Consider the following 20,659-nt stretch of genomic DNA (forward strand, 5'->3'; position numbering starts at 1 on the left):
ACGTTATAGCTATAAAATACAAAAGAGGTTGGAGGAAAAATTCCAGCCTCATTTATATATCGTCTTCCTTAGAACAAGAAATAACGTTGAGACAATGATGTCGTATGGATCGGCTCACAAGTAACCAACTCATCATCAATAAAGACATCAAAGGTCTGTGGATCGATACGGATTGTTTTTGGAGCGTAGTCATTAAGCTTCATATCACGCTTAGTCAAGTTACGCGTATTCTTAACAGGAAGAACAATCTTATTCAAACCAATTTCTTCTTTGATACCGTGATCATAAGCGTATTGAGAGACAAATGTAAGATTTGTTTCATGAACCGCTTGACCGTAAGCACCATATAATTTACGCATGATACGTGGTTGAGGTGTTGGAAGACTTGAACCAGCGTCACCCATAACACCATAAGTTAGCATACCACCTTTAAGCACCAACTTAGGTTTTGCACCAAATTGTGCTGGTTCCCAGATAACCAAATCTGCAAATTTACCAACTTCTACAGAACCTATATAGTCTGCAATACCGTTAGTGATAGCAGGGTTAATTGTATATTTAGCCACGTAACGTTTGATACGGTTATTATCGTTAAACTCTGAATCCCCTTCAAGCGGACCACGCTGAGCCTTCATCTTATCAGCTAGTTGCCAACAACGCATTGCTACTTCACCGACACGTCCCATAGCCATGGCATCTGAAGTCATGATACTAAGGGCACCCATATCATGCAGAACATCTTCTGCAGCCACTGTTTGTTTACGTACACGTGATTCAGCAAAAGAAACGTCTTCTGGAATTTTTGGATCCAAGTGGTGACAAACCATAACCATATCTAACAACTCACCAATAGCATTTGTAGTGTATGGGTTGGTTGGGTTAGTTGATGATGGCAAAATATTTTCCTTACCAGCAAAGACCATGATATCTGGAGCATGCCCGCCACCTGAACCTTCGGTATGGAAGGTATGAACAGTACGACCTTGGAAGGATTCCAAAGTATTTTCCATAAATCCACCCTCATTCAAAGAGTCAGTGTGGACCGCAAAGGAAACATCGTATTTATCCGCAACTTTAAGGGAATTATCAATTCCTGCGTAAGTCGCACCCCAGTCCTCGTGTGTCTTAATTCCTGCTGCACCAGCTTTAATTTGCTCTTCGACCACCTCAGTCTCAGAACCAACACCTTTGGCAAGGAAACCAAAGTTAGCAGGCATATCATCAACAGCTTGCAACATACGAGTAATGTGGAATTTACCTGGTGTACATGTTGTTGCATTACTTCCGTCAGCAGGACCAGTACCACCACCAAAGAGGGTAGTGATACCATTATCCAAACCAAATTCAGGAAGGTCAGCAGAAATATAGTGTACGTGAAGGTCAATACCACCAGCAGTCACAATCAAACCTTCTGCCGCAATGGCTTCTGTACTAGCACCCACAACAAAGTCTACATTGTCCATTGTATCTGGGTTACCACCTCGACCGATAGCTACAATCTTACCATCACGAATACCGATGTCTGCTTTAATAATTCCTGTATAGTCAATGATGGTTGCACCTGTAATAATGGTATCAACCACTGATGGATTATCACGTGTTTCCGTAGCACTAACACCCATACCATCACGTAAAACTTTACCGCCACCAAACTTGGATTCCTGTCCATAAACAGTAAAGTCTTTTTCAATGGCAGCAAAAAGATTAGTATCTCCAAGACGTACGCTATCACCTACAGTTGGTCCATAGTGTTGAGCATACTCTTCACGATCCATTTTAAAACTCATCGATTTGTCCCCTCTCTAGTCTAAGAAACCATTGACCTTGTTATTGAAACCAAAAATACGGCGTTTCCCTCCAAAGTCAATAAGTTGTACTGTTTTCGTTTCACCTGGCTCAAAACGAATGGCTGTACCTGCTGGAATATCTAGACGTTTGCCTCGCGCCTTTTCACGATCAAATTGAAGACCAGCTTCGTTTGCTTCGTAAAAATGATAATGAGACCCTACTTGAGCAGCACGGTCACCCACATTTTTCACTTCAATACTAATGGCTTCGTAACCACCATTATAATCAATTGGCTCACTCGCCACATGGTATTCACCTGGAATCATTGCATTTTCTCCTTACTGAATAGGATCATGAACAGTAACCAATTTTGTACTGTCTGTAAAAGTAGCTTCAACTTGAATCATTGGAATCATTTCTGCAATCCCCTCCATAACATCTTCACGTGTTAAGAGATTACGAGCCTCATCCATCAATTGAGCAACCGTCTTACCTTCTCTTGCACCTTCAAGTACATAGTCTGTAATCAAAGCGACTGCTTCCGGGTGATTCAATTTGATTCCTTTATCTTTACGTCGTTGAGCAATCATAGCCGCAAGGCTAATCATCATTTTTTCCTGCTCACGCATTGTCAATTGCATCGTTTTTCCTCCTTAAATCAATGCTTACCACTTGCCCCAAAGCATCAAAAGCCCTGGAATCCAAGCTGTTATAATTCCTTCAAAAATAGCTAGGTAAGGAACAAATTTCCCTAGGTTCTTCTTAAGGTTAATTTCAATAAAGGCAGTTAGCCATAGAACTCCCCACAAGAACCAAATAATACCATACCAAGCATTACCACCGTATCCAGATGTTAAGCAAAGAATCCCTGCTGGTATCGTATTAATTGCCACAAATAAACTAAACCAGCCGTACAAACGTTGATCAAAATCAAAGATTGTATTGATAGCTGAATAAAGATATGTAAAAGCAAACAAAAGACCTGTGGCACTACCATAAAACCATTCAGCACCTTGCCCTGTACAAGCTCCATAAGCAATGACAATAATGTTGAGAATCAAACCCAAACCACCTGTAAAGATATTCATAACAACATTTGATTTGTCGGGAATACCTTCCAAGCGATGAAATCCATTACTCATCAAAACCATACCAACATAGAGTAGGATGACACCTAACATAAGAACCTCCTAAGTTTTTTATGTTAATATCATACTATTTTGACAACACATGTCAACTAATTTCAGAATTTTTGCAACAGCTAAGCGGCCTCTATCTCACATAAAATGTCAAAAATAGCGTCACTTTTGACAATCAAGCTGAATGGTCCCTTAAACCATTTCGGATGAAAGTTGACAAACCATTTATAAATTAGGCAAATACTTTTTTCGAATGAGAAAGATATTGGCAGTCATCAGCCAGATTCTATCATCCCGTGTGAGAAAAATTTTTATGGGGGCATTTTATTTCTTTCTCCTTCTCTAGTCCTAAGTCCATAGAGCCATTTTTAGTAATTTTACAATTATCTTCTTTTGATTTAAAACCTAAAGGAGAATTATGATGGAAACAAATAACTACAACACCGATTTACAGACAATCTCTCAGGAGTATCCCTACGAAGAGGAAAGTCTGCAAACCAAAACAAAAACAAAAAACTCTTTAATCATCTCTCACTAAAAAGGTCTGGAAAATCAAGGGACTAATTATTGCTTGCCTCACAACCTACTTCCTTTATATCACTTATCTGACTCATTTTTCTTATGTCTTCCTAGCGATACTTATCTTGATAGGTACGATCGAACTCGGCTGTCGCTTATTTGGTGGGAAAGCTAAAGGAATGTGACTTGAATCAGGAATATTCATGGTCACTAGTCTCCTACAGGGATTACAAATTAGCCTATGGAAGATACCTGACAATTGGGACAATGCTCAAATTCTTTGCCTTCATACTGGCCTATTTCTCTACTTAATGGCTCGCACTGGACAAAGCAGGCAAAAACGGTTGGGGTTTATGGTCTGAGTGACATCATCCATACTAGCTATATCTTCCCACTGAAATATTTCTTTCTGGGAGTCTTGACTTTATTTTATAAAAAGACACTTAACCAAGAGCTTGCTGAAGAAGTCAAACGTGAAGACCAACTCTACAAGCGAATGATTCTCATTAGTATTATCACTGCCTTGGTACTTACTGTATTTGCTACCAACCAGCTTAGCCAGGTCTTGTCTTCTTTCGCTCAGCTATGGCAACAAGTCTTCCAGACACTTGCTTCCCTACTTAATTTCAATATCAATTTCGAAAACAGTGGATTATTTATATCTCGTTTAGTGACAAATCTCCCACTTGCTCTAGGGCTTTTTTCCAAACTTGTAGCAGTCTATTGGGCAAATGACAAGCCACTCAGCCAAAAGCAGTTTTAGGCCAGTCTCAAAAAGACTCGTCTTTTCCCAAAAACGGCAGCCTATATTGTGCTCGGAAATCTATACTTCACTTATGCACTATTTATGCTAACTGCGACTAGTCAAATGGGTGAACTCCTTTCTCTCAATCAAGCTAACATTCCGACCTATCAAGCCTCACACATTGCTGTTCAAGATTTCTGGCAATTGGTTCGGGTCTCTATCCTTAACTTTGCTGTTCTAGTTGGACTTTACATTTTCTCAAAAGAAGACCTCTTCACCCACAAGGGGCTTCGTTTGATTAGTATGCTACTTTTTACTTTTGCTAGCCTCTTTGCCCTCATCACTGATTGGAAACTCTTTAGTATCTATATCGCACTTTATGGTATTACACCACGACGCTTATTGTCAGGATGGTTTGTGACCGTGCTCTTCGTTTGGTGTATCTTTACGCTCATTCGACTCTATAAACCCACTCAAACAACTCGTTTAGCCATCTTTTATGCGACTCTAGCTAGTCTCTTGAGTAGCTTTATTTTATAAGAAAAAGGAGTGAAACTAGATTTCCTAGTCTCACCCCTTTTTTCATTATAGCTATTTTGAATTTCTTGTGGGAAAGGCATACATCACCCAAAGAGCTACTGTTAATGGAGTTGCTTTTAATACAATCCAAGCAACATTAAAATTGGCATCACGCAGACGACGAATCTGAATAGAAATGGTAGGGAGCGCCGTTGCTGCTATAAATAAAATGAAAGCTGTCAATGTAAAGCCAGCAGCTTTTGTTTCCCCAAGTAAGTCCATCAGTAGGAAAATAAGAGTAGCAATAACTCCATTAATCAAGACAACCCTCCAATAGTCTGATCGTTTTGTACGACCATAAAAATCGAGATAGCCTAACCAAAAATTTTTATATGCCTCTAACATGTTTACACCTCTTAATAGTATGCTACCAGTATACTATATTAAATAGATAGGTGCAAGATGTGAATATTTAGACTTCTTAAGTTTTCTACATATATAATAGGAAGATTATTTTAAATAAACTGGAATGGATTGAAATTAGGACTGTCTGACTCAATCTGGCCACTCACCATGGTCACTACACGACTAACATGTTGAAGTACACTATTGCGGTGAGCAATAAAAATCATTGTTCGTTTAATCTTAGCAAGATTAGCCATGACCCTGCTTTCAGTATCACTATCGAGACCACTGGTAGCTTCGTCAAAAATCAAGATTGGTTGCTTGGACAAAAGGGCCCTCGCTATCGCCAAGCGTTGTTTTTGACCACCAGATAGACCACCATCTTCAGATACTTGGGTCTGAAAACCTAGTGGCATCTTTTGAATATCAGCCAAAATATCAGCTTGTTCACAGGCTCTTAGAATAACCTGCTCATCAACTTCTCCTTCAAGGCCTAATAACAGATTTTCTAATATTGTTCCCGTAAACACATAGGTCTGTTGTGGAACATAGGTCACCAACTGGCGTAACTCTGCTTGACTAATAGAACCTTTGTCTAGGCTTACATGACCACTAGATTTTGTGTAATAACCTGACAAAATCTTCGCTAAAGTCGTTTTCCCAGAACCACTCTGACCCATGAGGGCTATTTTCTCTCCCTTATTAATCGTCAAATCAATATTGTGAAGTGTCTCCTGTTGGTAGCTGAAACGATAACTAACACCTTTTAAGTCTAATTGTTTAAAGGATAAATCTTTGAGTTGACCTTTTTCTTCCTTATTCACAACATAAACTTCTTGAAGACGATTATTGGCTACCTTGGCTTGCTGAATCTTAGATTGAAGATTGATAATATTAATTAAAGGGGTCGTAAAATAATTAAGTAGCATATTATAGGTAATCAACTGACCAGAAGATAGTTGTCCTTCCATAACTAATTGTGCCCCGTACCATAAGATAAAGACATTGAAAACTAACTGGACCCCTGTTTTTAAGCCATCCTGGGTTAATTGCCACTTGGCCTTAGACAAGGATTTCTTCAAATAATCATGGAATTTCACCTCAATTTCCTGATAACACCTCTCTTCAACTCTTAAAGATTTTAAAGTTTCAATGCCACGTAAATCATCAATAACAGCGGTATTGACCTGACTATTTGCCTCCATTAATTGATAATTTTCCTTCTCAAAAAGCTTATAAAAGGCCAGAATAATCAAAACATAAAGAGGAACTACAGTTAAGGTCATCAAAAAAAGAGAACGGTTTTGTAAAATAAGAGCCACAGCTAAAGTTATCACAATGGTCACATCTAGGAAAATCGATAAGATTGTTGAAGCTAGAGCATCGATAATGGTGTTGGCATCTCCAAAACGTGACGTGATTTCACCAGTACGACGTGAACTAAAGAAACTAATGGGCAAAGAAAGCACATGCTTGATATAAGGAAGGATGACCGCAATGGACAAGTAATTACCCAATCGATGCAATAGATAATCTTTGAAGAAAGTAAAAACTTGTTGAGCTAGATAAGCGATACACAGGCCTAGAGAAATCATGGTCAGAAGAGCATAGTCTTCTTGAGGAATCAAGCGGTCTATAATAGACTGCAAATAATAAGAACCAATAATATTAACAAGGGTCACCAGAAAGCTCAGCAAAACAATGACTGCTATCAAACTTTTACGACGAAATAAAATTGGTAAAAACGAAAGAAGACCAGGTACCTCTTCCTTATATTTAATGTAGTTTTCTCCTGGTTCAAAAAATAGAGCAACCCCTGTCCATTCCTTGTCAAAATCCTCTAGGGACAGTTTAATGACCTTCTTGCTAGGATCTGGATCACCAATTACAACTTGCCCCTTGTCCTTACCAAACACTGTATAATAATGTTGAAGCCCACCATCCTTAACCACATGTACAATAAAAGGGTAAGATAGGTTTTCTTGTTTAAACAAGTCTAAATCTGCACGAATGGCCTGAGTTTCAAACCCCAACTGCTTGCCCGCTTCAACTAAACCAAGCGCAGAAGTTCCTTCACGAGAAGTCTGAGCTAACTCCCGCAAATAAGCCAAACTATAGGATGAATCATAGTGCTTGAGAATCATAGCTAAGGTAGCTACCCCACAATCACGCTGATCAACCTGTGAAATATATGGGTATTTTGACATGATGACTCCTATTTAATAATAAATCATGAAGAATGGTACTGCCGCAATAAGTAAGACTAAAAATTTTTTTAAGTTTTTCAAAATTAAGCTCCTTAATATTTTTATTAACTATATGATAAACGATTAACTATAAAAAAAGTAGTGACATAAATGTCACTACGCAGTTGTTTACAAACCATCTGCCGCTTTCTCTGCTCGAGTCTTTTCTTCCAAAACGGAATCTTCTAAAACCGACGCAAACATTATAGCTTTATCATAGTTTTCAGCAGCTTTTTTCTTGTTCCCATTATGTATAAGCTCATACTTAGCTTCTAAAATATAGACACCTGGTTTATAACTATGAAACTGTGATTTTTCTATGACAGCTAATAGTTTATCTATTACTGTTAAGAAATCTTTAAAGGACTCAAGAGAAATCTTTAACCCAGCTATAGCCATCAAATCATTAAATAAGGCAATATTATAAGCATCATCTGTTGGGATGTTTTGCTTTAATACTCTATCTACTATTCTGTCAAAAATCTTTTTATCATACTGCTTTCTCCCATAAAGATGATAGAAATAATAATCAATAACTAGCAAATCATTAGTTGAAAACTTCTTCTTTCTTTTGACTTGTTCAAACAAATCTTCATAGATTTCTTCGACTTTAGGTCTCTCCTCCCAACTGGTAAAACTCAATATATTTTCGAGAATATCTAGAGTCAATAGTTCCTCTTCTGGAAGAATATCAAAGAATTGATTATACACATCTTCAATAAGATCCAACTTCTGTTTAACTCTCTCCTTATCTCCGTACGTTGGGAACTTTATTAAACGATTTTTCATCTCATAGTAAGTGTCAGGAATTTCAATCCTGTCATGGTCCAATAAGTCAGCCATGCTTTTTCCCAGACGTTTTGCTATGTAGGATAATTTATCCAAAGAAGGGAGAGACTCTCCTTTTTCAATACGAATTAACTGGCGAACAGTCAATTCCGCACCATCTAAACATAGCACTTCACGTGACATCTGTTGGCATTCACGCTCAGTTTTGATTCTTAGTCCAATGCTGTCTTTTATGCTCAAGAGAATCTCCTTTATATCAAAATTTTAAAATCATTATATCACAATTGTAATATATTTAATATGCAGTTGATACGATTTTAACAGAATATTAGTCATAAATATGATATTTTTATACAATAATAACAACAAAATGCAGTTAAGAACTGCATTTTGTTTTATTTCTGTTTACTTTGAAATCGCCATTCAAAGCGAATACGGTCATAAGTTGGATAGATGACATTAAGCAAGCCAAACGCTAGGGTAAAGCCAGCTAAAACATCTGTTGGAAAGTGAACACCCACATAAATACGCGACAGTCCAACAAGAGCAATCAGAAGGCCAGAAATAGCAAAGACTGCTACTTGAGATTCTTTTTTCTCCAAACGCTGAATAAGGACAATAGCAATTGCACCAAGAATCATGAAAGTTCCCAAGGAGTGGCCACTAGGAAATGAATAACCACTAGCATGAACCAAATGTGTAATTAAAGGACGTGGGCGTTGGTAAATATATTTCAGACTTACAATCATAATACTAGCAAGAACACCACTGGTACCTACAAATATAGCTTCTGATTTATACTGACGTAAATAAAGCCAGATTACTGCTACAATTGCAATAATAGCCTGGACTGACGTGTTTCCAAGTATGGTAATCGTTTTAAAGAAGTGTGTCAGTCCCCCTGGTAAGTCTCCTCGAACCCTGGTTTGTATGCTGCTATCAAATTCTGTCAAGGCTTCAGGGTAGAACTTAACCATGTAACCGAGAGCAACAAATAACAAAAAGGCAAAGGAAGCGCAAATATAATGTGTGTGTTTGTGTTTCATATTTATAATTTTACTAGGATAGACTTAAGCGGAGCATAAATAAGAGCAAAAGCTACTGCAAAAATTAAACCTTCAAGTAAGTTAAAAGGTACTACCATAGCAAAAAGGTACTTATAGAGGCCTATGAATTGCGCAATATCAAAGTTAGCAAATTTAGCATAGAGTGGTACGGCATAAATGTAGTTAAGAACAACCATCGCAACTGTAAGCAAAACCGTTCCTAAAACAGAACCAAGAATATAATTCTTGCTTGTTTGATTTTTCTTCCAAAAATAGCTTAGGCCCCAAACAAAAACTCCTAGAGCAACAAAATTCATAGGAAGCCCAATCATTGATCCTGGACCACCATTGTTAAGTAAGAGCTTCAACAATGAGCGAAGCAAGAGAACACCAATGGCACTCCTAAAATCAAAGATAACCAAGGCGATAAGAACAGGAAGAATTGAAAAATCAACCTTCAAAAAGTCTGCTGCTGGAATCAATGGAAATGAAAAATAAAGCAACAAGAATGAAACTGCGGATAAAATGGCAATGTAAGCCAATTTACGTGTGTTTGTCATAAAAAAATTCCTCCAAATTTTAACAATTTGAAAGAAGTTCCCAATGGATTTGCCTATGCCAAAAAAGCCTACGCAAAAAGACTGGTCTTCTTCCATCCAGACTATACTGTCGGTTGAGGAATTACACCTCATCAGCTTGCGCTCGCGGACTTATCCAAAGAATCACCGCCGGTCGGGAGTTTCACCCTGCCCTGAAGACCCTTTAAGGATAACATAAAAAAACCTTGGTGACAAGGTTCTTAATTTATGGATTTCTAATCTATTGATAGTCAATAACTATAATTATTCTTTTGAGACAAAATGAAGTATCTATTTTAATTTATCATGCTGGTAACGGTGACTCAGCTCTAATCCCACAAACTGTTGCTGGCGAAGAGCTTCATAGACAATCATGCAAACCGTATTTGAGACATTAAGACTACGGACATGTTCATCATTCATAGGAATACGAATAGCTTTTTCAGGATGCTCACGCATAAAGCCCTCAGGTAGGCCTGTATCCTCACGACCGAACATAAAATAGTGATCCTCACCATCAGCATAGGCCTCTTCTGAATAAGTCTTATCCGCAAACTTCGTTACTAGATGCAAACGACCAGCATGATTTTTAGACATAAAATCAGCTAAATTGTCATAATAAGTGATATCAAGCTTATCCCAATAGTCCAGACCTGCTCGCTTCATCTTCTTGTCATCAATTGGAAATCCCATGGGTCGAATGATATGGAGGGGGCTATTGGTTGCTGCGCAAGTACGCGCAATATTTCCAGTGTTTTGTGGAATACGAGGTTCAAACAAGACAATATGATTACGTGACATCTGACTTCTCCTAGACATAAAAAATACCATGTCGCCCGGAGTCAAGCTCAGCAGACGACATGGTTGTGGACATTCATTAGCTTAAATCATGACAGGTTAGATTTAAAATAACGAATCATTGAGTATATTTTAGCACTTTGGCTGTAAAAGTCAACACTACTAGCAGAAAAAATTAATATTTTTGACGTCGTCACCTTTTTTACAGGAATAACCTATAAAGGTAGCTGAAAAGGATGATTTTTCGGCCAAAATAGAGTATCATAGTAGTGATTATTTGGAGGTAACTCATGCGTATTATTGTCGTAGGTGCTGGTAAAGTCGGTACAGCACTCTGTCGTTCTCTTGTTGCTGAGAAACACGACGTTATCTTAATTGAAGAAAAGGAAGAGGTCCTCAAACGCCTCAGTAAACGCTACGATGTTATGGGCTTTGCTGGAAACGGGGCAAATTTCAAGATTTTGGAACAAGCCGAGGTTGACAACTGCGATGTTTTTATCGCTATGACTGATAAAGATGAAGTAAACATGATATCAGCAGTTCTGGCAAAACAAATGGGTGCTAAAGAAACCATCGTTCGTGTGCGTAACCCAGAATATTCTAACGCTTATTTCAAAGACAAAAATTTCCTTGGATTCTCATCAGTAGTTAACCCTGAACTTTTAACAGCTCGCTATATTGCCAACACAGTTGAATTTCCAAACGCCCTATCAGTTGAAACTTTTGCAAATGGACGCGTTATTCTTATGGCATTTAAGGTCACTGAAACAAGCCAATTGTCTGGTATGACTATGGAACAATTTCGTAAGAAATTCGGTAACATCTTAGTTTGTACAATTGATCGTCAAGGAGACCTTATCATTCCCGACGGGAATGCTACCATGCAAGCTGGGGATAAGATTTATGTAACTGGTAAACGTGTTGATATGGCACTTTTCCACAGTTATATCAAACCCAAAAGTATCAAAAAACTTTTGTTGATTGGTGCTGGACGTATCTCCTACTACTTACTGAATATCTTGAAAAACAACCGTATTAAGGTCAAATTGATTGAACATAAAATGGACCGTGCGCAAACTTTTAGTCAAGTATTCCCTGAAGTTTCCGTTATCTTAGGTGATGGTACTGCTAAAGACCTTCTTCTTGAAGAGAGTGCAGCTAGTTATGATGCTGTTGCTACTCTAACTGGAGTAGATGAGGAAAATATTATCACCTCTATGTTCCTTGAAAGTATTGGTATTCAAAAAAACATTACCAAGGTCAACCGTACCAGTCTTTTAGAGATTGTCGATACACGTGATACAACAACAATTGTCACTCCTAAGAGTATTGCTGTTGATACCGTTATGCACTTTATTCGTGGTCGCTATAACGCCAAAGACTCTAGTCTTGATGCACTTCACCACGTAGCTAATGGCCGTATTGAGACCTTACAATTCCAAATTAAGGAAAATAACAAGATCGCTGGGAAGAAACTTTCTGAACTTAATTTTGCTCATGGTGTCCTTATTGCTGCTATCATCCGTAATGGAAAAGCCATCTTCCCAACTGGAGAAGATACATTAGCAATTGGTGATAAAATCGTGGTCGTTACTCTCTTGCAAAACGTTACCCACATTTACGACCTGTTGAAGAGGTAAGCTGCCATGAATCGATCTATTGTCCGTTTTCTCATTTCTAAACTGCTCCTCATTGAAGCTGGACTCTTAGTTGTTCCACTCATAGTGGCTCTTATTTATCAAGAAGATGCCAAGGTATTTGCCAGCATTTTGGGGACTATGGCGATTCTCCTTTTTATCGGAGTACTTGGTACTCTATTTAAACCTAAGAACTACCACATTTACACCAAAGAAGGAATGCTCATTGTAGCCCTCTGTTGGGTACTTTGGTCATTCTTTGGGGGATTACCATTTGTTTTTGCGGGGCAAATCCCAAGTGTCATCGATGCCTTCTTCGAGATGAGTTCAGGTTTTACAACCACGGGAGCTACTATTCTCACAGATACTGGAGTGTTGACCCATTCTCTCCTCTTTTGGCGAAGCTTCGCCCACCTAATTGGAGGGATGGGAGTACTGGTCTTTGCTCTAGCCATCATGAACAACAGTAAAAATGGTCACCATGAGGTTATGCGTGCAGAGGTGCCAGGTCCAATCTTTGGTAAGGTCGTTGCCAAGCTCAAAAATACAGCTCAAATTCTTTACATCATCTATTTGACCATGTTTGTTATTTTTGCTGTTATTCTCTGGCTTTGCGGTATGCCGGTCTTTGATAGTATCATCACTGCTATGGGGGGGGCAGGTACCGGTGGATTTGCAGTCTATAATGATTCTATCGCCCACTATAACAGCGATTTGATTACTTATGTGGTTACAGTTGGTACCCTACTATTTGGCGTTAACTTCAACTTATACTTCTATATCCTGTTTCGCAAAATCAGATTATTCTTCCAAGATGAAGAGCTACGTACCTATCTTACGATTGTTGCAGTATCAACAGGTTTAATTATCCTCAATATTTTTGGGATTTACCAAAATTTGGCTGACTCTTTCAAATACTCATTTTTCGAAGTGTCAACGATCATCACAACAACCGGTTTTGGTCTAACGGATATTACCAAATGGCCACTCTTTTCTCAGTATATCCTGCTTCTCCTGATGTTTATCGGGGGGTCAGCAGGTTCTACAGCCGGTGGTTTCAAGGTTATACGTGCTATGATTATTGCTAAAATTGCACGTAATCAGACTTTGGCTAGCCTCTATCCTAACCGTATCCTATCTCTACACATTAATGGAAGTGTTCTTGATAAAGAAACACAGCATAGCGTTCTTAAATATTTGGCTGTATATGTGTTGATCATACTAAGTCTAGTTACAATCCTGTCCTTAGATAATCAAAATTTCTTAATTGTAACAAGTGCTGCTGCTTCAACATTTAACAATATTGGACCTTTACTTGGGACAACTGATAGCTTCGCTATTTTCAGTCCTTTGTCTAAGCTTATCATGGGATTTGCTATGATTGCTGGACGCTTGGAAATTTATCCTTTATTACTCCTATTCCTACCAAAAACTTGGTCAAAAATTTAAGCATAGAAAAACTCCTTTGGATTCATTTATCCAAAGGAGTTTTATTACGTTTTAGGCTAAAATAATCTGGTACTGGATCATCACCAGTCTCTGATAAGGGATGGCATCTTAAGATACGAGCGATTCCCATAATAATTCCCTTTAAACCATGTTTTTCTATTGCCTGAATCATATAGACTGAGCAAGTTGGACGAAAACGACAAGACGGTGGAAACAGGGGAGAAATCCATCTCTGATAAGCCTTTACTAACGCAATCAGAAACTTCTTCATCATTTAACCTTGTTAACAGCAACGTTATGAAGCTGACTAATTTCTTTTTTGTTTAGACGGCGTGACTCCCCTGGACGTAGCCCTGTCAAATCTAGGGTACCAAAACGGGTACGCGATAACTTATCAACAAGCAAACCTACTGATTCAAACATTTTCTTAACCTGATGGTTACGCCCTTCATGAATCGTCAGCTCAACGACTGATCGGTTCTTTTCATGATCCACCTTGATAATATTGTAACGGGCCGGCTGGGTTTTTTTACCATCAAGCACCACACCACGAATCAAAGGACGAAGATTTTCCTTGGTCGCAATACCTTTAACACGCGCCAAATAAACCTTATCAATCTCATTACGTGGGTGAATCATTTTATCGGTAAAGTCGCCATCGTTGGTTAAAATAAGAAGGCCAGTCGTATCCCAATCAAGACGACCAACAGGATAGATACGTTCCTTAACGTGGGGCATTAGGTCAATCACCGTCTTACGATTTTTCTCATCAGATACTGAAGAAATGACCCCGCGTGGTTTATTAAGAAGGTAGTATACCTTTTCTTCATTGTAAATTGGGCTTCCATTTACCTCGACAATGTCACCATTTTTGACAATTGTTGCCAATTCCGTAACGGTCTTACCATTTAAAGTCACACGGCCTTCTTTAATCAATTCCTCAGCTTTACGACGACTAGCCACACCAGCGTGGGCAATATATTTATTAATTCGCATTCTTTTTCTACAGCTTAAGCTGTATCCTTTCTACCTAGCATCTCTGCTATGTTTCTTTATTTTTTAATGATTAGTTTCAACAAGGTTTACTCTTAATTATCCAAGTCCTCAAGCTCTTCTGAAGCATCTTCCCTAAAGAGACTTGTTTCTTGCTCTTCAAGTTCTAGTTGATCAATGGCCACAAGTTCGTCTAAACTGTTAATTCCCATATAATCTAAGAAATAATCAGTTGTCGCATATAGGTTGGGACGACCCACAGCATCCTTTTTACCAGCCTCTCGAATGAGATCAAACGCCTGAAGCTTGGCAATAGCGCCGCTGGAATTGACACCTCGAATGTCATCAACTTCAACGCGAGTAATGGGCTGTTTATAAGCAACTATAGAAAGTACCTCGAGACTCGCTCGGGATAGACTTTGGTTGATTGGCGTTTTGGAATAGTCACGCAGAAGACTTGCAAAATCAGGCTTAGTCACGATCTTATAGGTATTTGACGATTCCAATAAACAAAGAGCCGTATCCTCATCTGCCTCATACTTGGCTTGCAATTTTCCCAAGGACTGAGTCAGTCCAGTCACTGGCATTTCTAAAAGCTGTGCCATAGTACGTAGACTAAGACCATCTTCACCAGCCACAAAAAGTAAAGCTTCTAATCGTGCTAAGTGACTACTCATTCGTCCATTCCTTTCTTAGAGTGATTGTTCCAAAAATTGTTTCCTGCTGTACCGAGATTCGATGTACCTTAATCAATTCAAGAGTTGCCAAAAAGAGGGTGATTACTTGATTCATATCTTTAGCATCGGTGAAAAGTTCATCTAAATGTAGCTCATTTTTTGAGCCAAATGCTTCCTCAATAATCAGCATCATATCTTCAATTTTATAATCGTCACGCGCAATAGTCGTGTGATTTCGGCGAATTTCTTCTTGCTTTTCAGCCATGATTTTTGAAAAAGCCAAGAAAATGTCTTGAATGGTCTTATCCTGATTCAACGTCACATCTTCATAAACCAATTCAACTTTTGGTTTTGAAAAATACTGAGCACGTACCTCATGCTGCTTAGCTAACTCTTGACTAGCTGCTTTGAAGCGTGCATACTCTTCCAATTGACTCAAGAGCTCTAGCTCAGGATCATCTGCTTCAGGCTCAGCCTCCACCACTGTAGGCAGAAGCTTACGACTCTTAATCAGCATAAGCTGACTAGCCATAAGCATATATTCCCCAGCAACTTCAAGCTTCATGGCTTGCAAGGTTGCCAAATAAGCCAAATATTGCTCGATAACCTCAACAATGGGAACATCGTAAATATCTACCTCATACTTAGAAACCAGATGGAGCAACAAATCCAGTGGCCCCTCAAAATCTTTTAACTTAATATCCATTAGGTTTTATAGTATTTCTCCAAGGTCACTGGACTTTTTAGCCCGAGTAAACGAGCAAGTTCAAAGGCGCCCGTTCCCTTTTCAATCTGTCTAAGAATAAATTGCTGGCGCAAGACTTGGGCAGTTACCCCCGATAAGCCACAGTCACTAACATAAGTCTGGATTTGCTTATACAACCATTGTCGGGTATAGACCTTACCCAAAAGCAAGCCCTGGCTGTTGACATCTTTAATAGCCAACAAATACTGCTTCACATCTGCTTCAAGTCTGAGAACACGCTTAGTGCTTTCCTTGGCCACAGTTACAACACCAAAATCCAAGTCAATGTCGACCCAGTCCAACTCCAAAATCTCTGAAGGTAAGAGTCCCAGCTCTAGAATCAGCAGACAAGACAGCTTACCAACCCCTTCATGCCCCTCGTAAAGAGATGAAAGATTCAGTATTCGCAACCTATCCTCCTGAGAAGGTAGTATTACTGTCTCTGATAGTTTGAAAAATTTCGTTAATTCACCCTTTTGATAGAGGTATAGCAAAAATTGATTGACCGCAGAGCGCTTACGCTTTTGTACGGATGGCTTCCATTCCTTCAGTTGGTTTTCATAGAGCTTGAGACTAGTTTGATCAATTTGTCCTGAGATCGCCGTTGCAAACTGCTTAAGATCATAAGCATAAGCTTGCTTTGAACTCTCCGAAATGACCTTAGTAGCCAGAAAATCAGTGATCTGAGTTGTCAGTTGTTTTTGGAATGATGATATAGTCATGTGTAAAGTCATGTAAGAGGCTATTAACCGCCTTTAGAATCGATTTTCGTGTAATAATCCCTTTAAAAATACCTTGGCTGTCAACCACAGGAAGGAAAGGATTATTAACTAGCTTATGCATTACCTCATTTAGATTGGCATTATCTTCCACTGTTTCCACGACATCTGATGTCATCGGACCGATATCACGGTTAACCATCTCCCACTCTTGCAAGTTATGTTCATCTTGATAACGTTTAATATCCGTCAAAGATATGGTCCCAAGATAATGCTTATCCTTAGTCAAAACGGGAACGCGCGAATAACCATTGCTTGTCAAAAGCAAAACCACATGATTAGCGTTGTGACTATCAATAAAAATAGCAACCTGATCTGATGGGATCAAATAATTATCTAAGCGAGCCAACAAAAAATCTTCAAATTCTTTAGCAATCATCGTTCAAATTCCTGTGTAAGTTCTGAATAAAGTTCATGGTCACGTGTGTAATATTCCACACGAATCTTTGCATCGTTTATAATCACCTTAGCATAGAGTTTCTCATGGATTGGGCCACGTGGCTGTGAAACAGAACCTGGATTGATATACACTGTCTTACCATTCCGCCAAGCTGCTGCCGCATGTAAATGCCCATATAGACAGATATCAGAATCCTCTTGTTGCGCCCAAAGATCTAACTTGTCCCAGGTAAAATTAATGCCATAGAGATGACCATGTGTTTGTGCAATAATCACATCTCCAAGTTTAACGACCAAACGTTCTGGATAACCTGAATCATAATCACAGTTTCCTCGAACTACATGGATACCTTCCCAAACAGGATCACTTGATTCTAACTCCGAATCTCCGTTATGGAAAATAGCATCTACCTTCCCTTGATAACGATTTTTTATATCTACTACAATGTCACGTTCTCCATGGGAGTCGCTCATTACGATTATTGTTTGTTCTGCCATGCTGGGAAGACCTCCATAAGTTTCTTAACAGCTTGTCCACGATGAGATTGTTCATTTTTCTCTTCTGCAGAAAGCTCTGCCGCTGTCCTACCCGTATTACCAACTAAGAAAAGGGGATCATAACCAAAACCATTGTCACCTTTAGGTTCTCGGCCAATATAACCCTTCCAGTCGGCGTCAACAACCAAACTATCACGTCCAGGTGCTGCAACAACTAAAGTTGTATGGAACTGAGCTGAGCGTTTGCTATCATCAAGTACCATGGCAAGTTCATGCAGTAACTTAGCATTATTTTCAGCATCGGTAGCTTCTAGACCTGCAAAACGAGCAGACCACACACCTGGCAAACCTCCAAGAACATCTACCTGCAAACCTGAATCATCTGAAAGAACCATCTTACCAGTTAATTCCGAAATAGTTTCCGCCTTCAAGCGTGCATTTTCTTCAAAGGTCATACCAGTTTCAGCAACCTCAGGAAGATCTGGATAATCATTAAGATTTTCTACCTTAATACCAAGCTTTCCAAAGAGTTCCCGAAACTCCTTGGTTTTTCCTTCATTGCGTGTCGCAATCAATAGGACATCACCAAAGTCTGATTTGTTATCAGAACCAAAGAAATCACTCAAGACGACACCCTCTCTAGGCACATGCACATAGACAAGCTTATCTCCTTCACTAACTATCAAAGCTCCTTGATGTTGTGTAACAGCTAAGTCCCGACCAGTTTCCTCTTTCAAGCAATCCAAAATAAAGGATACTAAGCGAAGGTCTGAAGAATGTTTAGCAATATGTAACTGAAAGTCACTGACAGCCAAAACGTTAGTCAAAGCTTGGAAAAAGTCAACAAATTGTTCGTAAGCCTCATCGCCACCAAAACAAGTCAAGTGATTATAGCTTCCAAAACTAGCCAAGTACCAGTCTTGATCATCCTTATATTCAAAAATTGATTTAGTCATTTTCTAACTCCTTGTCCAAATCTACATGTTGGACAGTAACTTCCTCACCCAGCCACTGTTCAGCAATTTCTTTAAAACCAAGCACACTAGCTGTGGTGTAGTATTCTTCCGTCTTGTCTTCGACCTCACGACTACGGTTAATCTCAAAGTAATTGAGCAAGACAGAAACATCACGAACAGTTTCAGCTCCGCTATCAATTAATTTGACACTTGGTCCCATAACATTCTGAATAATCGGTCGTAAAAGTGGGTAGTGGGTGCAACCCAAAACCAAGGTATCTACCTTATCAACTAAAGGAGCCATGCTTTCATAGACAATCTTTTTAGCCACACTTGAATTAATTTCATTGGATTCAACAATTGGGGCAAAACGGGGACAGGACAAACTCAGGACATTCATTTGTGGCGCCAGACGCTTAATTTTTTGCTCATATATATTAGATGCAATTGTCATAGGAGTACCAATGACACCAATTTGACCAGACTGGCTAGACTTAATGGCAGCACTAGAACCAGGCAAAACAACACCTAGTACTGGAATGTCCAAAGCCTCTTTAATTTCCTCCCAAACTACTGCTGTCGCCGTATTGCAAGCAATAACAATCATCTTTACGTCTTTAGTCAGGAGAAATCTAACCAACTGCCATGTATATTCTCTGATTTGTCCTGCTGGTCTAGGACCATATGGAGCCCTAGCAGAATCACCAATATAAACAATAGACTCGTGAGGCAACTGACGTTTAAGCTCACGTACTACCGTCAGACCTCCGACACCAGAATCCAAAAATCCTATAGGTCGATTATCCATCTTGCCTCCTTATCCCCTTACATTACATGTAAAAAGCTGAGATTCACGTCCCAGCTCCCCACCATTATTTTTTCTTTTTCTTGCTATCTACAAGTGCTTGTTTTTGTTGTTTAATAATCTGATTATATGTTTGACGCACTTTAGCTTCATTAGGCTTTTGGCCTGCTGCTGACATCATTGTACGAACAGCGTCCACATTCAAACGAGGATTTTCAGCTAATTCTTTCTCAATTTGTTTGCGGGCAAAATATGCGCCTCCGTAAAAGCCACCCAAAAGGGCTACAAAAACAAGAATAATCCAAAGGACGGTGTTCATAAATTTAATTCTCCTATAACGTTGATTTACCTTATATTATAGCAAAAATAGGCCTTACTGACAAATAAGACGTTGGTTTCTTAACGAGTCCGCAAAAAAATTACTTTTCTAAAATACTGATAAAATGAGAGTTTCAGCTTCTTTTACTTACAACTGTAAAGGACTTGTAAGATTTCCGGGAAAAAATTAGGTTTTTATATAAGTCTTGAAATTATTATGTTTATATAAAGGGGGGGTATTTATGCTAAAGGAATCAACTATTTCCGAACAAAAAATTGTCAATGCATTTACTGAACTCTTAAAAGAGAGTTCACTCGAACAAATCAGCATCACAGACATCATCAAAAAGGTAAATCTCAGCAGACCAACCTTCTACTACTATTCAAATCAAGATGACTTGGTTGAAACCACCTTCTCTAAAATTTTAGATAAAATTTCAAGTATTCTGCAAAAGGATATAACCTATCAAGAAGGTGTTCTAACCGAGGTGCGACGATATCTTAAGGGAAATCATAAGCTCTCTCATATTAATGACACACATTCCAAATATCAATAGATTAATTCGTAAGTTCATTACCGAGACCATCCTTAACTCTGATATCGAAATTATCACAGAACTTATGGAAAAAAACTATCATATCCCAGTCGAGTATTCTTTGGAAGTATACGATTAGTACCATTATCACCATTTTGACACTCTGGCTCAAGGAAGACTGTATTGAATCTCCAGAAGAGATGGCTAATATAATTCTTGAAGCGGTTATCATTAAATCATAACCACCCGTCTAACGGGTGGTTTGACCAAGGGCTATAAGCCCATAATACCAGCC

At 38.8% G+C, this 20,659-nt stretch carries 25 protein-coding genes and 1 riboswitch; of the genes, 5 read left to right on the forward strand and 20 right to left on the reverse strand.

What is annotated here, in order from left to right; all coding sequences use genetic code 11:
* Positions 1-68 precede the first annotated feature (68 nt).
* From ureC to ADF62_RS01835, 4 genes are read right to left on the reverse strand one after another with little or no spacing between them, the layout of a single operon-like run.
* On the reverse strand, positions 69-1,787 hold the full coding sequence (gene ureC / locus ADF62_RS01820) for an urease subunit alpha (RefSeq protein WP_002886560.1): 1,719 nt from the start codon (positions 1,785-1,787) through the stop codon (positions 69-71).
* A gap of 15 nt (positions 1,788-1,802) precedes the next feature.
* A complete protein-coding gene (locus ADF62_RS01825) occupies positions 1,803-2,114 on the reverse strand; it encodes an urease subunit beta (protein ID WP_003092180.1) in 312 nt (103 codons plus the stop codon).
* Positions 2,115-2,126: 12 nt separating this feature from the next.
* Positions 2,127-2,429 carry an urease subunit gamma gene (locus tag ADF62_RS01830; RefSeq protein ID WP_002886558.1) on the reverse strand — a complete coding sequence of 101 codons (303 nt, stop codon included), beginning with the start codon at positions 2,427-2,429 and terminating at the stop codon, positions 2,127-2,129.
* A gap of 24 nt (positions 2,430-2,453) precedes the next feature.
* The gene (locus ADF62_RS01835) at positions 2,454-2,969 is read right to left on the reverse strand and encodes an AmiS/UreI family transporter (RefSeq protein WP_003097980.1); all 516 of its coding nucleotides are present in this window, start codon (positions 2,967-2,969) and stop codon (positions 2,454-2,456) included.
* 757 nt (positions 2,970-3,726) lie between these two features.
* Here ADF62_RS01835 and ADF62_RS11320 point away from each other — a divergent pair.
* Positions 3,727-4,209, forward strand: a complete 483-nt coding sequence (locus ADF62_RS11320) for a hypothetical protein (protein ID WP_003097983.1) — start codon at positions 3,727-3,729, stop codon at positions 4,207-4,209.
* Between the two features lie 48 nt (positions 4,210-4,257).
* Positions 4,258-4,731 (forward strand): DUF4153 domain-containing protein, encoded by a 474-nt coding sequence (locus ADF62_RS11325; RefSeq protein WP_244265345.1) that lies wholly within the window; start codon positions 4,258-4,260, stop codon positions 4,729-4,731.
* A 51-nt stretch (positions 4,732-4,782) separates the two neighbouring features.
* On the opposite strand, the gene ADF62_RS01850 is transcribed toward ADF62_RS11325, so the two are convergent.
* From ADF62_RS01850 to ADF62_RS01875, 6 genes are all read right to left on the reverse strand, one after another.
* Positions 4,783-5,115: a DUF805 domain-containing protein gene (locus ADF62_RS01850; RefSeq protein ID WP_003097990.1), complete on the reverse strand. Its 333-nt coding sequence runs from the start codon at positions 5,113-5,115 to the stop codon at positions 4,783-4,785.
* 110 nt (positions 5,116-5,225) lie between these two features.
* Complete coding sequence (locus ADF62_RS01855; RefSeq protein ID WP_048787929.1) at positions 5,226-7,322, reverse strand: peptide cleavage/export ABC transporter; 2,097 nt, start codon at positions 7,320-7,322, stop codon at positions 5,226-5,228.
* A 168-nt stretch (positions 7,323-7,490) separates the two neighbouring features.
* Positions 7,491-8,390, reverse strand: coding sequence for a helix-turn-helix transcriptional regulator (locus tag ADF62_RS01860; RefSeq protein ID WP_048787930.1), 900 nt, complete (start codon positions 8,388-8,390; stop codon positions 7,491-7,493).
* 155 nt (positions 8,391-8,545) lie between these two features.
* A complete protein-coding gene (locus ADF62_RS01865) occupies positions 8,546-9,196 on the reverse strand; it encodes a phosphatase PAP2 family protein (RefSeq protein ID WP_003092134.1) in 651 nt (216 codons plus the stop codon).
* 2 nt (positions 9,197-9,198) lie between these two features.
* Positions 9,199-9,756, reverse strand: a complete 558-nt coding sequence (locus ADF62_RS01870) for an ECF transporter S component (protein WP_037621581.1) — start codon at positions 9,754-9,756, stop codon at positions 9,199-9,201.
* An 80-nt stretch (positions 9,757-9,836) separates the two neighbouring features.
* Positions 9,837-9,959, reverse strand: a riboswitch (FMN riboswitch).
* 106 nt (positions 9,960-10,065) lie between these two features.
* Complete coding sequence (locus tag ADF62_RS01875; protein WP_048787931.1) at positions 10,066-10,575, reverse strand: tRNA (cytidine(34)-2'-O)-methyltransferase; 510 nt, start codon at positions 10,573-10,575, stop codon at positions 10,066-10,068.
* Between the two features lie 287 nt (positions 10,576-10,862).
* Here ADF62_RS01875 and trkA point away from each other — a divergent pair, with 287 nt between their 5' ends.
* Together trkA and ADF62_RS01885 are read left to right on the forward strand one after the other, a co-directional pair.
* On the forward strand, positions 10,863-12,212 hold the full coding sequence (trkA, locus tag ADF62_RS01880; protein ID WP_048787932.1) for a Trk system potassium transporter TrkA: 1,350 nt from the start codon (positions 10,863-10,865) through the stop codon (positions 12,210-12,212).
* A 6-nt stretch (positions 12,213-12,218) separates the two neighbouring features.
* On the forward strand, positions 12,219-13,658 hold the full coding sequence (locus ADF62_RS01885) for a TrkH family potassium uptake protein (RefSeq protein WP_003092283.1): 1,440 nt from the start codon (positions 12,219-12,221) through the stop codon (positions 13,656-13,658).
* A 22-nt stretch (positions 13,659-13,680) separates the two neighbouring features.
* Here the strand turns inward: ADF62_RS01885 and yidD are convergent, their stop codons facing one another.
* From yidD to ADF62_RS01935, 10 genes are all read right to left on the reverse strand, one after another.
* On the reverse strand, positions 13,681-13,932 hold the full coding sequence (yidD, locus tag ADF62_RS01890; protein ID WP_003098012.1) for a membrane protein insertion efficiency factor YidD: 252 nt from the start codon (positions 13,930-13,932) through the stop codon (positions 13,681-13,683).
* Entirely contained in the window at positions 13,929-14,654 is a 726-nt protein-coding gene (locus tag ADF62_RS01895) for a pseudouridine synthase (RefSeq protein WP_048787933.1), read from the reverse strand. The genes yidD and ADF62_RS01895 overlap by 4 nt, the downstream gene beginning before the upstream one ends.
* Positions 14,655-14,746: 92 nt before the next feature.
* Entirely contained in the window at positions 14,747-15,328 is a 582-nt protein-coding gene (gene scpB / locus ADF62_RS01900) for an SMC-Scp complex subunit ScpB (RefSeq protein ID WP_048787934.1), read from the reverse strand.
* On the reverse strand, positions 15,321-16,034 hold the full coding sequence (locus ADF62_RS01905; RefSeq protein WP_003092139.1) for a segregation/condensation protein A: 714 nt from the start codon (positions 16,032-16,034) through the stop codon (positions 15,321-15,323). Before ADF62_RS01905 ends, scpB begins: the two co-directional genes overlap by 8 nt.
* Positions 16,034-16,795, reverse strand: coding sequence for a site-specific tyrosine recombinase XerD (xerD, locus tag ADF62_RS01910; protein WP_048787935.1), 762 nt, complete (start codon positions 16,793-16,795; stop codon positions 16,034-16,036). Before xerD ends, ADF62_RS01905 begins: the two co-directional genes overlap by 1 nt.
* On the reverse strand, positions 16,749-17,231 hold the full coding sequence (cbpB, locus tag ADF62_RS01915; protein WP_003092169.1) for a cyclic-di-AMP-binding protein CbpB: 483 nt from the start codon (positions 17,229-17,231) through the stop codon (positions 16,749-16,751). Before cbpB ends, xerD begins: the two co-directional genes overlap by 47 nt.
* A complete protein-coding gene (locus ADF62_RS01920) occupies positions 17,228-17,749 on the reverse strand; it encodes a metallophosphoesterase (RefSeq protein ID WP_048787936.1) in 522 nt (173 codons plus the stop codon). The genes cbpB and ADF62_RS01920 overlap by 4 nt, the downstream gene beginning before the upstream one ends.
* A complete protein-coding gene (locus ADF62_RS01925; RefSeq protein ID WP_048787937.1) occupies positions 17,731-18,705 on the reverse strand; it encodes a nucleoside-triphosphate diphosphatase in 975 nt (324 codons plus the stop codon). The genes ADF62_RS01920 and ADF62_RS01925 overlap by 19 nt, the downstream gene beginning before the upstream one ends.
* The gene (gene racE, locus ADF62_RS01930) at positions 18,698-19,513 is read right to left on the reverse strand and encodes a glutamate racemase (protein ID WP_048787938.1); all 816 of its coding nucleotides are present in this window, start codon (positions 19,511-19,513) and stop codon (positions 18,698-18,700) included. The genes ADF62_RS01925 and racE overlap by 8 nt, the downstream gene beginning before the upstream one ends.
* Before the next feature lie 64 nt (positions 19,514-19,577).
* Positions 19,578-19,829 (reverse strand): YneF family protein, encoded by a 252-nt coding sequence (locus ADF62_RS01935; protein WP_003092261.1) that lies wholly within the window; start codon positions 19,827-19,829, stop codon positions 19,578-19,580.
* A 241-nt stretch (positions 19,830-20,070) separates the two neighbouring features.
* On the opposite strand from ADF62_RS01935, the gene ADF62_RS11330 reads away from it, so the two are divergent.
* The gene (locus ADF62_RS11330; RefSeq protein WP_048787939.1) at positions 20,071-20,385 is read left to right on the forward strand and encodes a TetR/AcrR family transcriptional regulator; all 315 of its coding nucleotides are present in this window, start codon (positions 20,071-20,073) and stop codon (positions 20,383-20,385) included.
* Positions 20,386-20,659: the final 274 nt, after the last annotated feature.

Source organism: Streptococcus sp. 1004_SSPC (assembly GCF_001069025.1).
In the GTDB taxonomy this organism is placed as follows: domain Bacteria; phylum Bacillota; class Bacilli; order Lactobacillales; family Streptococcaceae; genus Streptococcus; species Streptococcus vestibularis.

Excerpts from the sequence above, each read along its gene's own strand:
- ADF62_RS01920 (WP_048787936.1), bottom strand. The coding sequence starts at position 17,749 with ATGGCAGAACAAACAATAATCGTAATGAGCGACTCCCATGGAGAACGT.
- ADF62_RS01835 (WP_003097980.1), bottom strand. The coding sequence starts at position 2,969 with ATGTTAGGTGTCATCCTACTCTATGTTGGTATGGTTTTGATGAGTAAT.
- scpB (WP_048787934.1), bottom strand. The coding sequence starts at position 15,328 with ATGAGTAGTCACTTAGCACGATTAGAAGCTTTACTTTTTGTGGCTGGT.
- ureC (WP_002886560.1), bottom strand. The coding sequence starts at position 1,787 with ATGAGTTTTAAAATGGATCGTGAAGAGTATGCTCAACACTATGGACCA.
- ADF62_RS01855 (WP_048787929.1), bottom strand. The coding sequence starts at position 7,322 with ATGTCAAAATACCCATATATTTCACAGGTTGATCAGCGTGATTGTGGG.
- yidD (WP_003098012.1), bottom strand. The coding sequence starts at position 13,932 with ATGATGAAGAAGTTTCTGATTGCGTTAGTAAAGGCTTATCAGAGATGG.
- trkA (WP_048787932.1), top strand. The coding sequence starts at position 10,863 with ATGCGTATTATTGTCGTAGGTGCTGGTAAAGTCGGTACAGCACTCTGT.
- ADF62_RS01870 (WP_037621581.1), bottom strand. The coding sequence starts at position 9,756 with ATGACAAACACACGTAAATTGGCTTACATTGCCATTTTATCCGCAGTT.
- ADF62_RS01905 (WP_003092139.1), bottom strand. The coding sequence starts at position 16,034 with ATGGATATTAAGTTAAAAGATTTTGAGGGGCCACTGGATTTGTTGCTC.
- xerD (WP_048787935.1), bottom strand. The coding sequence starts at position 16,795 with ATGACTATATCATCATTCCAAAAACAACTGACAACTCAGATCACTGAT.
- ADF62_RS01925 (WP_048787937.1), bottom strand. The coding sequence starts at position 18,705 with ATGACTAAATCAATTTTTGAATATAAGGATGATCAAGACTGGTACTTG.
- racE (WP_048787938.1), bottom strand. The coding sequence starts at position 19,513 with ATGGATAATCGACCTATAGGATTTTTGGATTCTGGTGTCGGAGGTCTG.
- ADF62_RS01830 (WP_002886558.1), bottom strand. The coding sequence starts at position 2,429 with ATGCAATTGACAATGCGTGAGCAGGAAAAAATGATGATTAGCCTTGCG.
- ADF62_RS01865 (WP_003092134.1), bottom strand. The coding sequence starts at position 9,196 with ATGAAACACAAACACACACATTATATTTGCGCTTCCTTTGCCTTTTTG.
- ADF62_RS01875 (WP_048787931.1), bottom strand. The coding sequence starts at position 10,575 with ATGTCACGTAATCATATTGTCTTGTTTGAACCTCGTATTCCACAAAAC.
- ADF62_RS01935 (WP_003092261.1), bottom strand. The coding sequence starts at position 19,829 with ATGAACACCGTCCTTTGGATTATTCTTGTTTTTGTAGCCCTTTTGGGT.
- ADF62_RS01895 (WP_048787933.1), bottom strand. The coding sequence starts at position 14,654 with ATGCGAATTAATAAATATATTGCCCACGCTGGTGTGGCTAGTCGTCGT.
- ADF62_RS01825 (WP_003092180.1), bottom strand. The coding sequence starts at position 2,114 with ATGATTCCAGGTGAATACCATGTGGCGAGTGAGCCAATTGATTATAAT.
- ADF62_RS11330 (WP_048787939.1), top strand. The coding sequence starts at position 20,071 with ATGCTAAAGGAATCAACTATTTCCGAACAAAAAATTGTCAATGCATTT.
- cbpB (WP_003092169.1), bottom strand. The coding sequence starts at position 17,231 with ATGATTGCTAAAGAATTTGAAGATTTTTTGTTGGCTCGCTTAGATAAT.
- ADF62_RS01885 (WP_003092283.1), top strand. The coding sequence starts at position 12,219 with ATGAATCGATCTATTGTCCGTTTTCTCATTTCTAAACTGCTCCTCATT.
- ADF62_RS01850 (WP_003097990.1), bottom strand. The coding sequence starts at position 5,115 with ATGTTAGAGGCATATAAAAATTTTTGGTTAGGCTATCTCGATTTTTAT.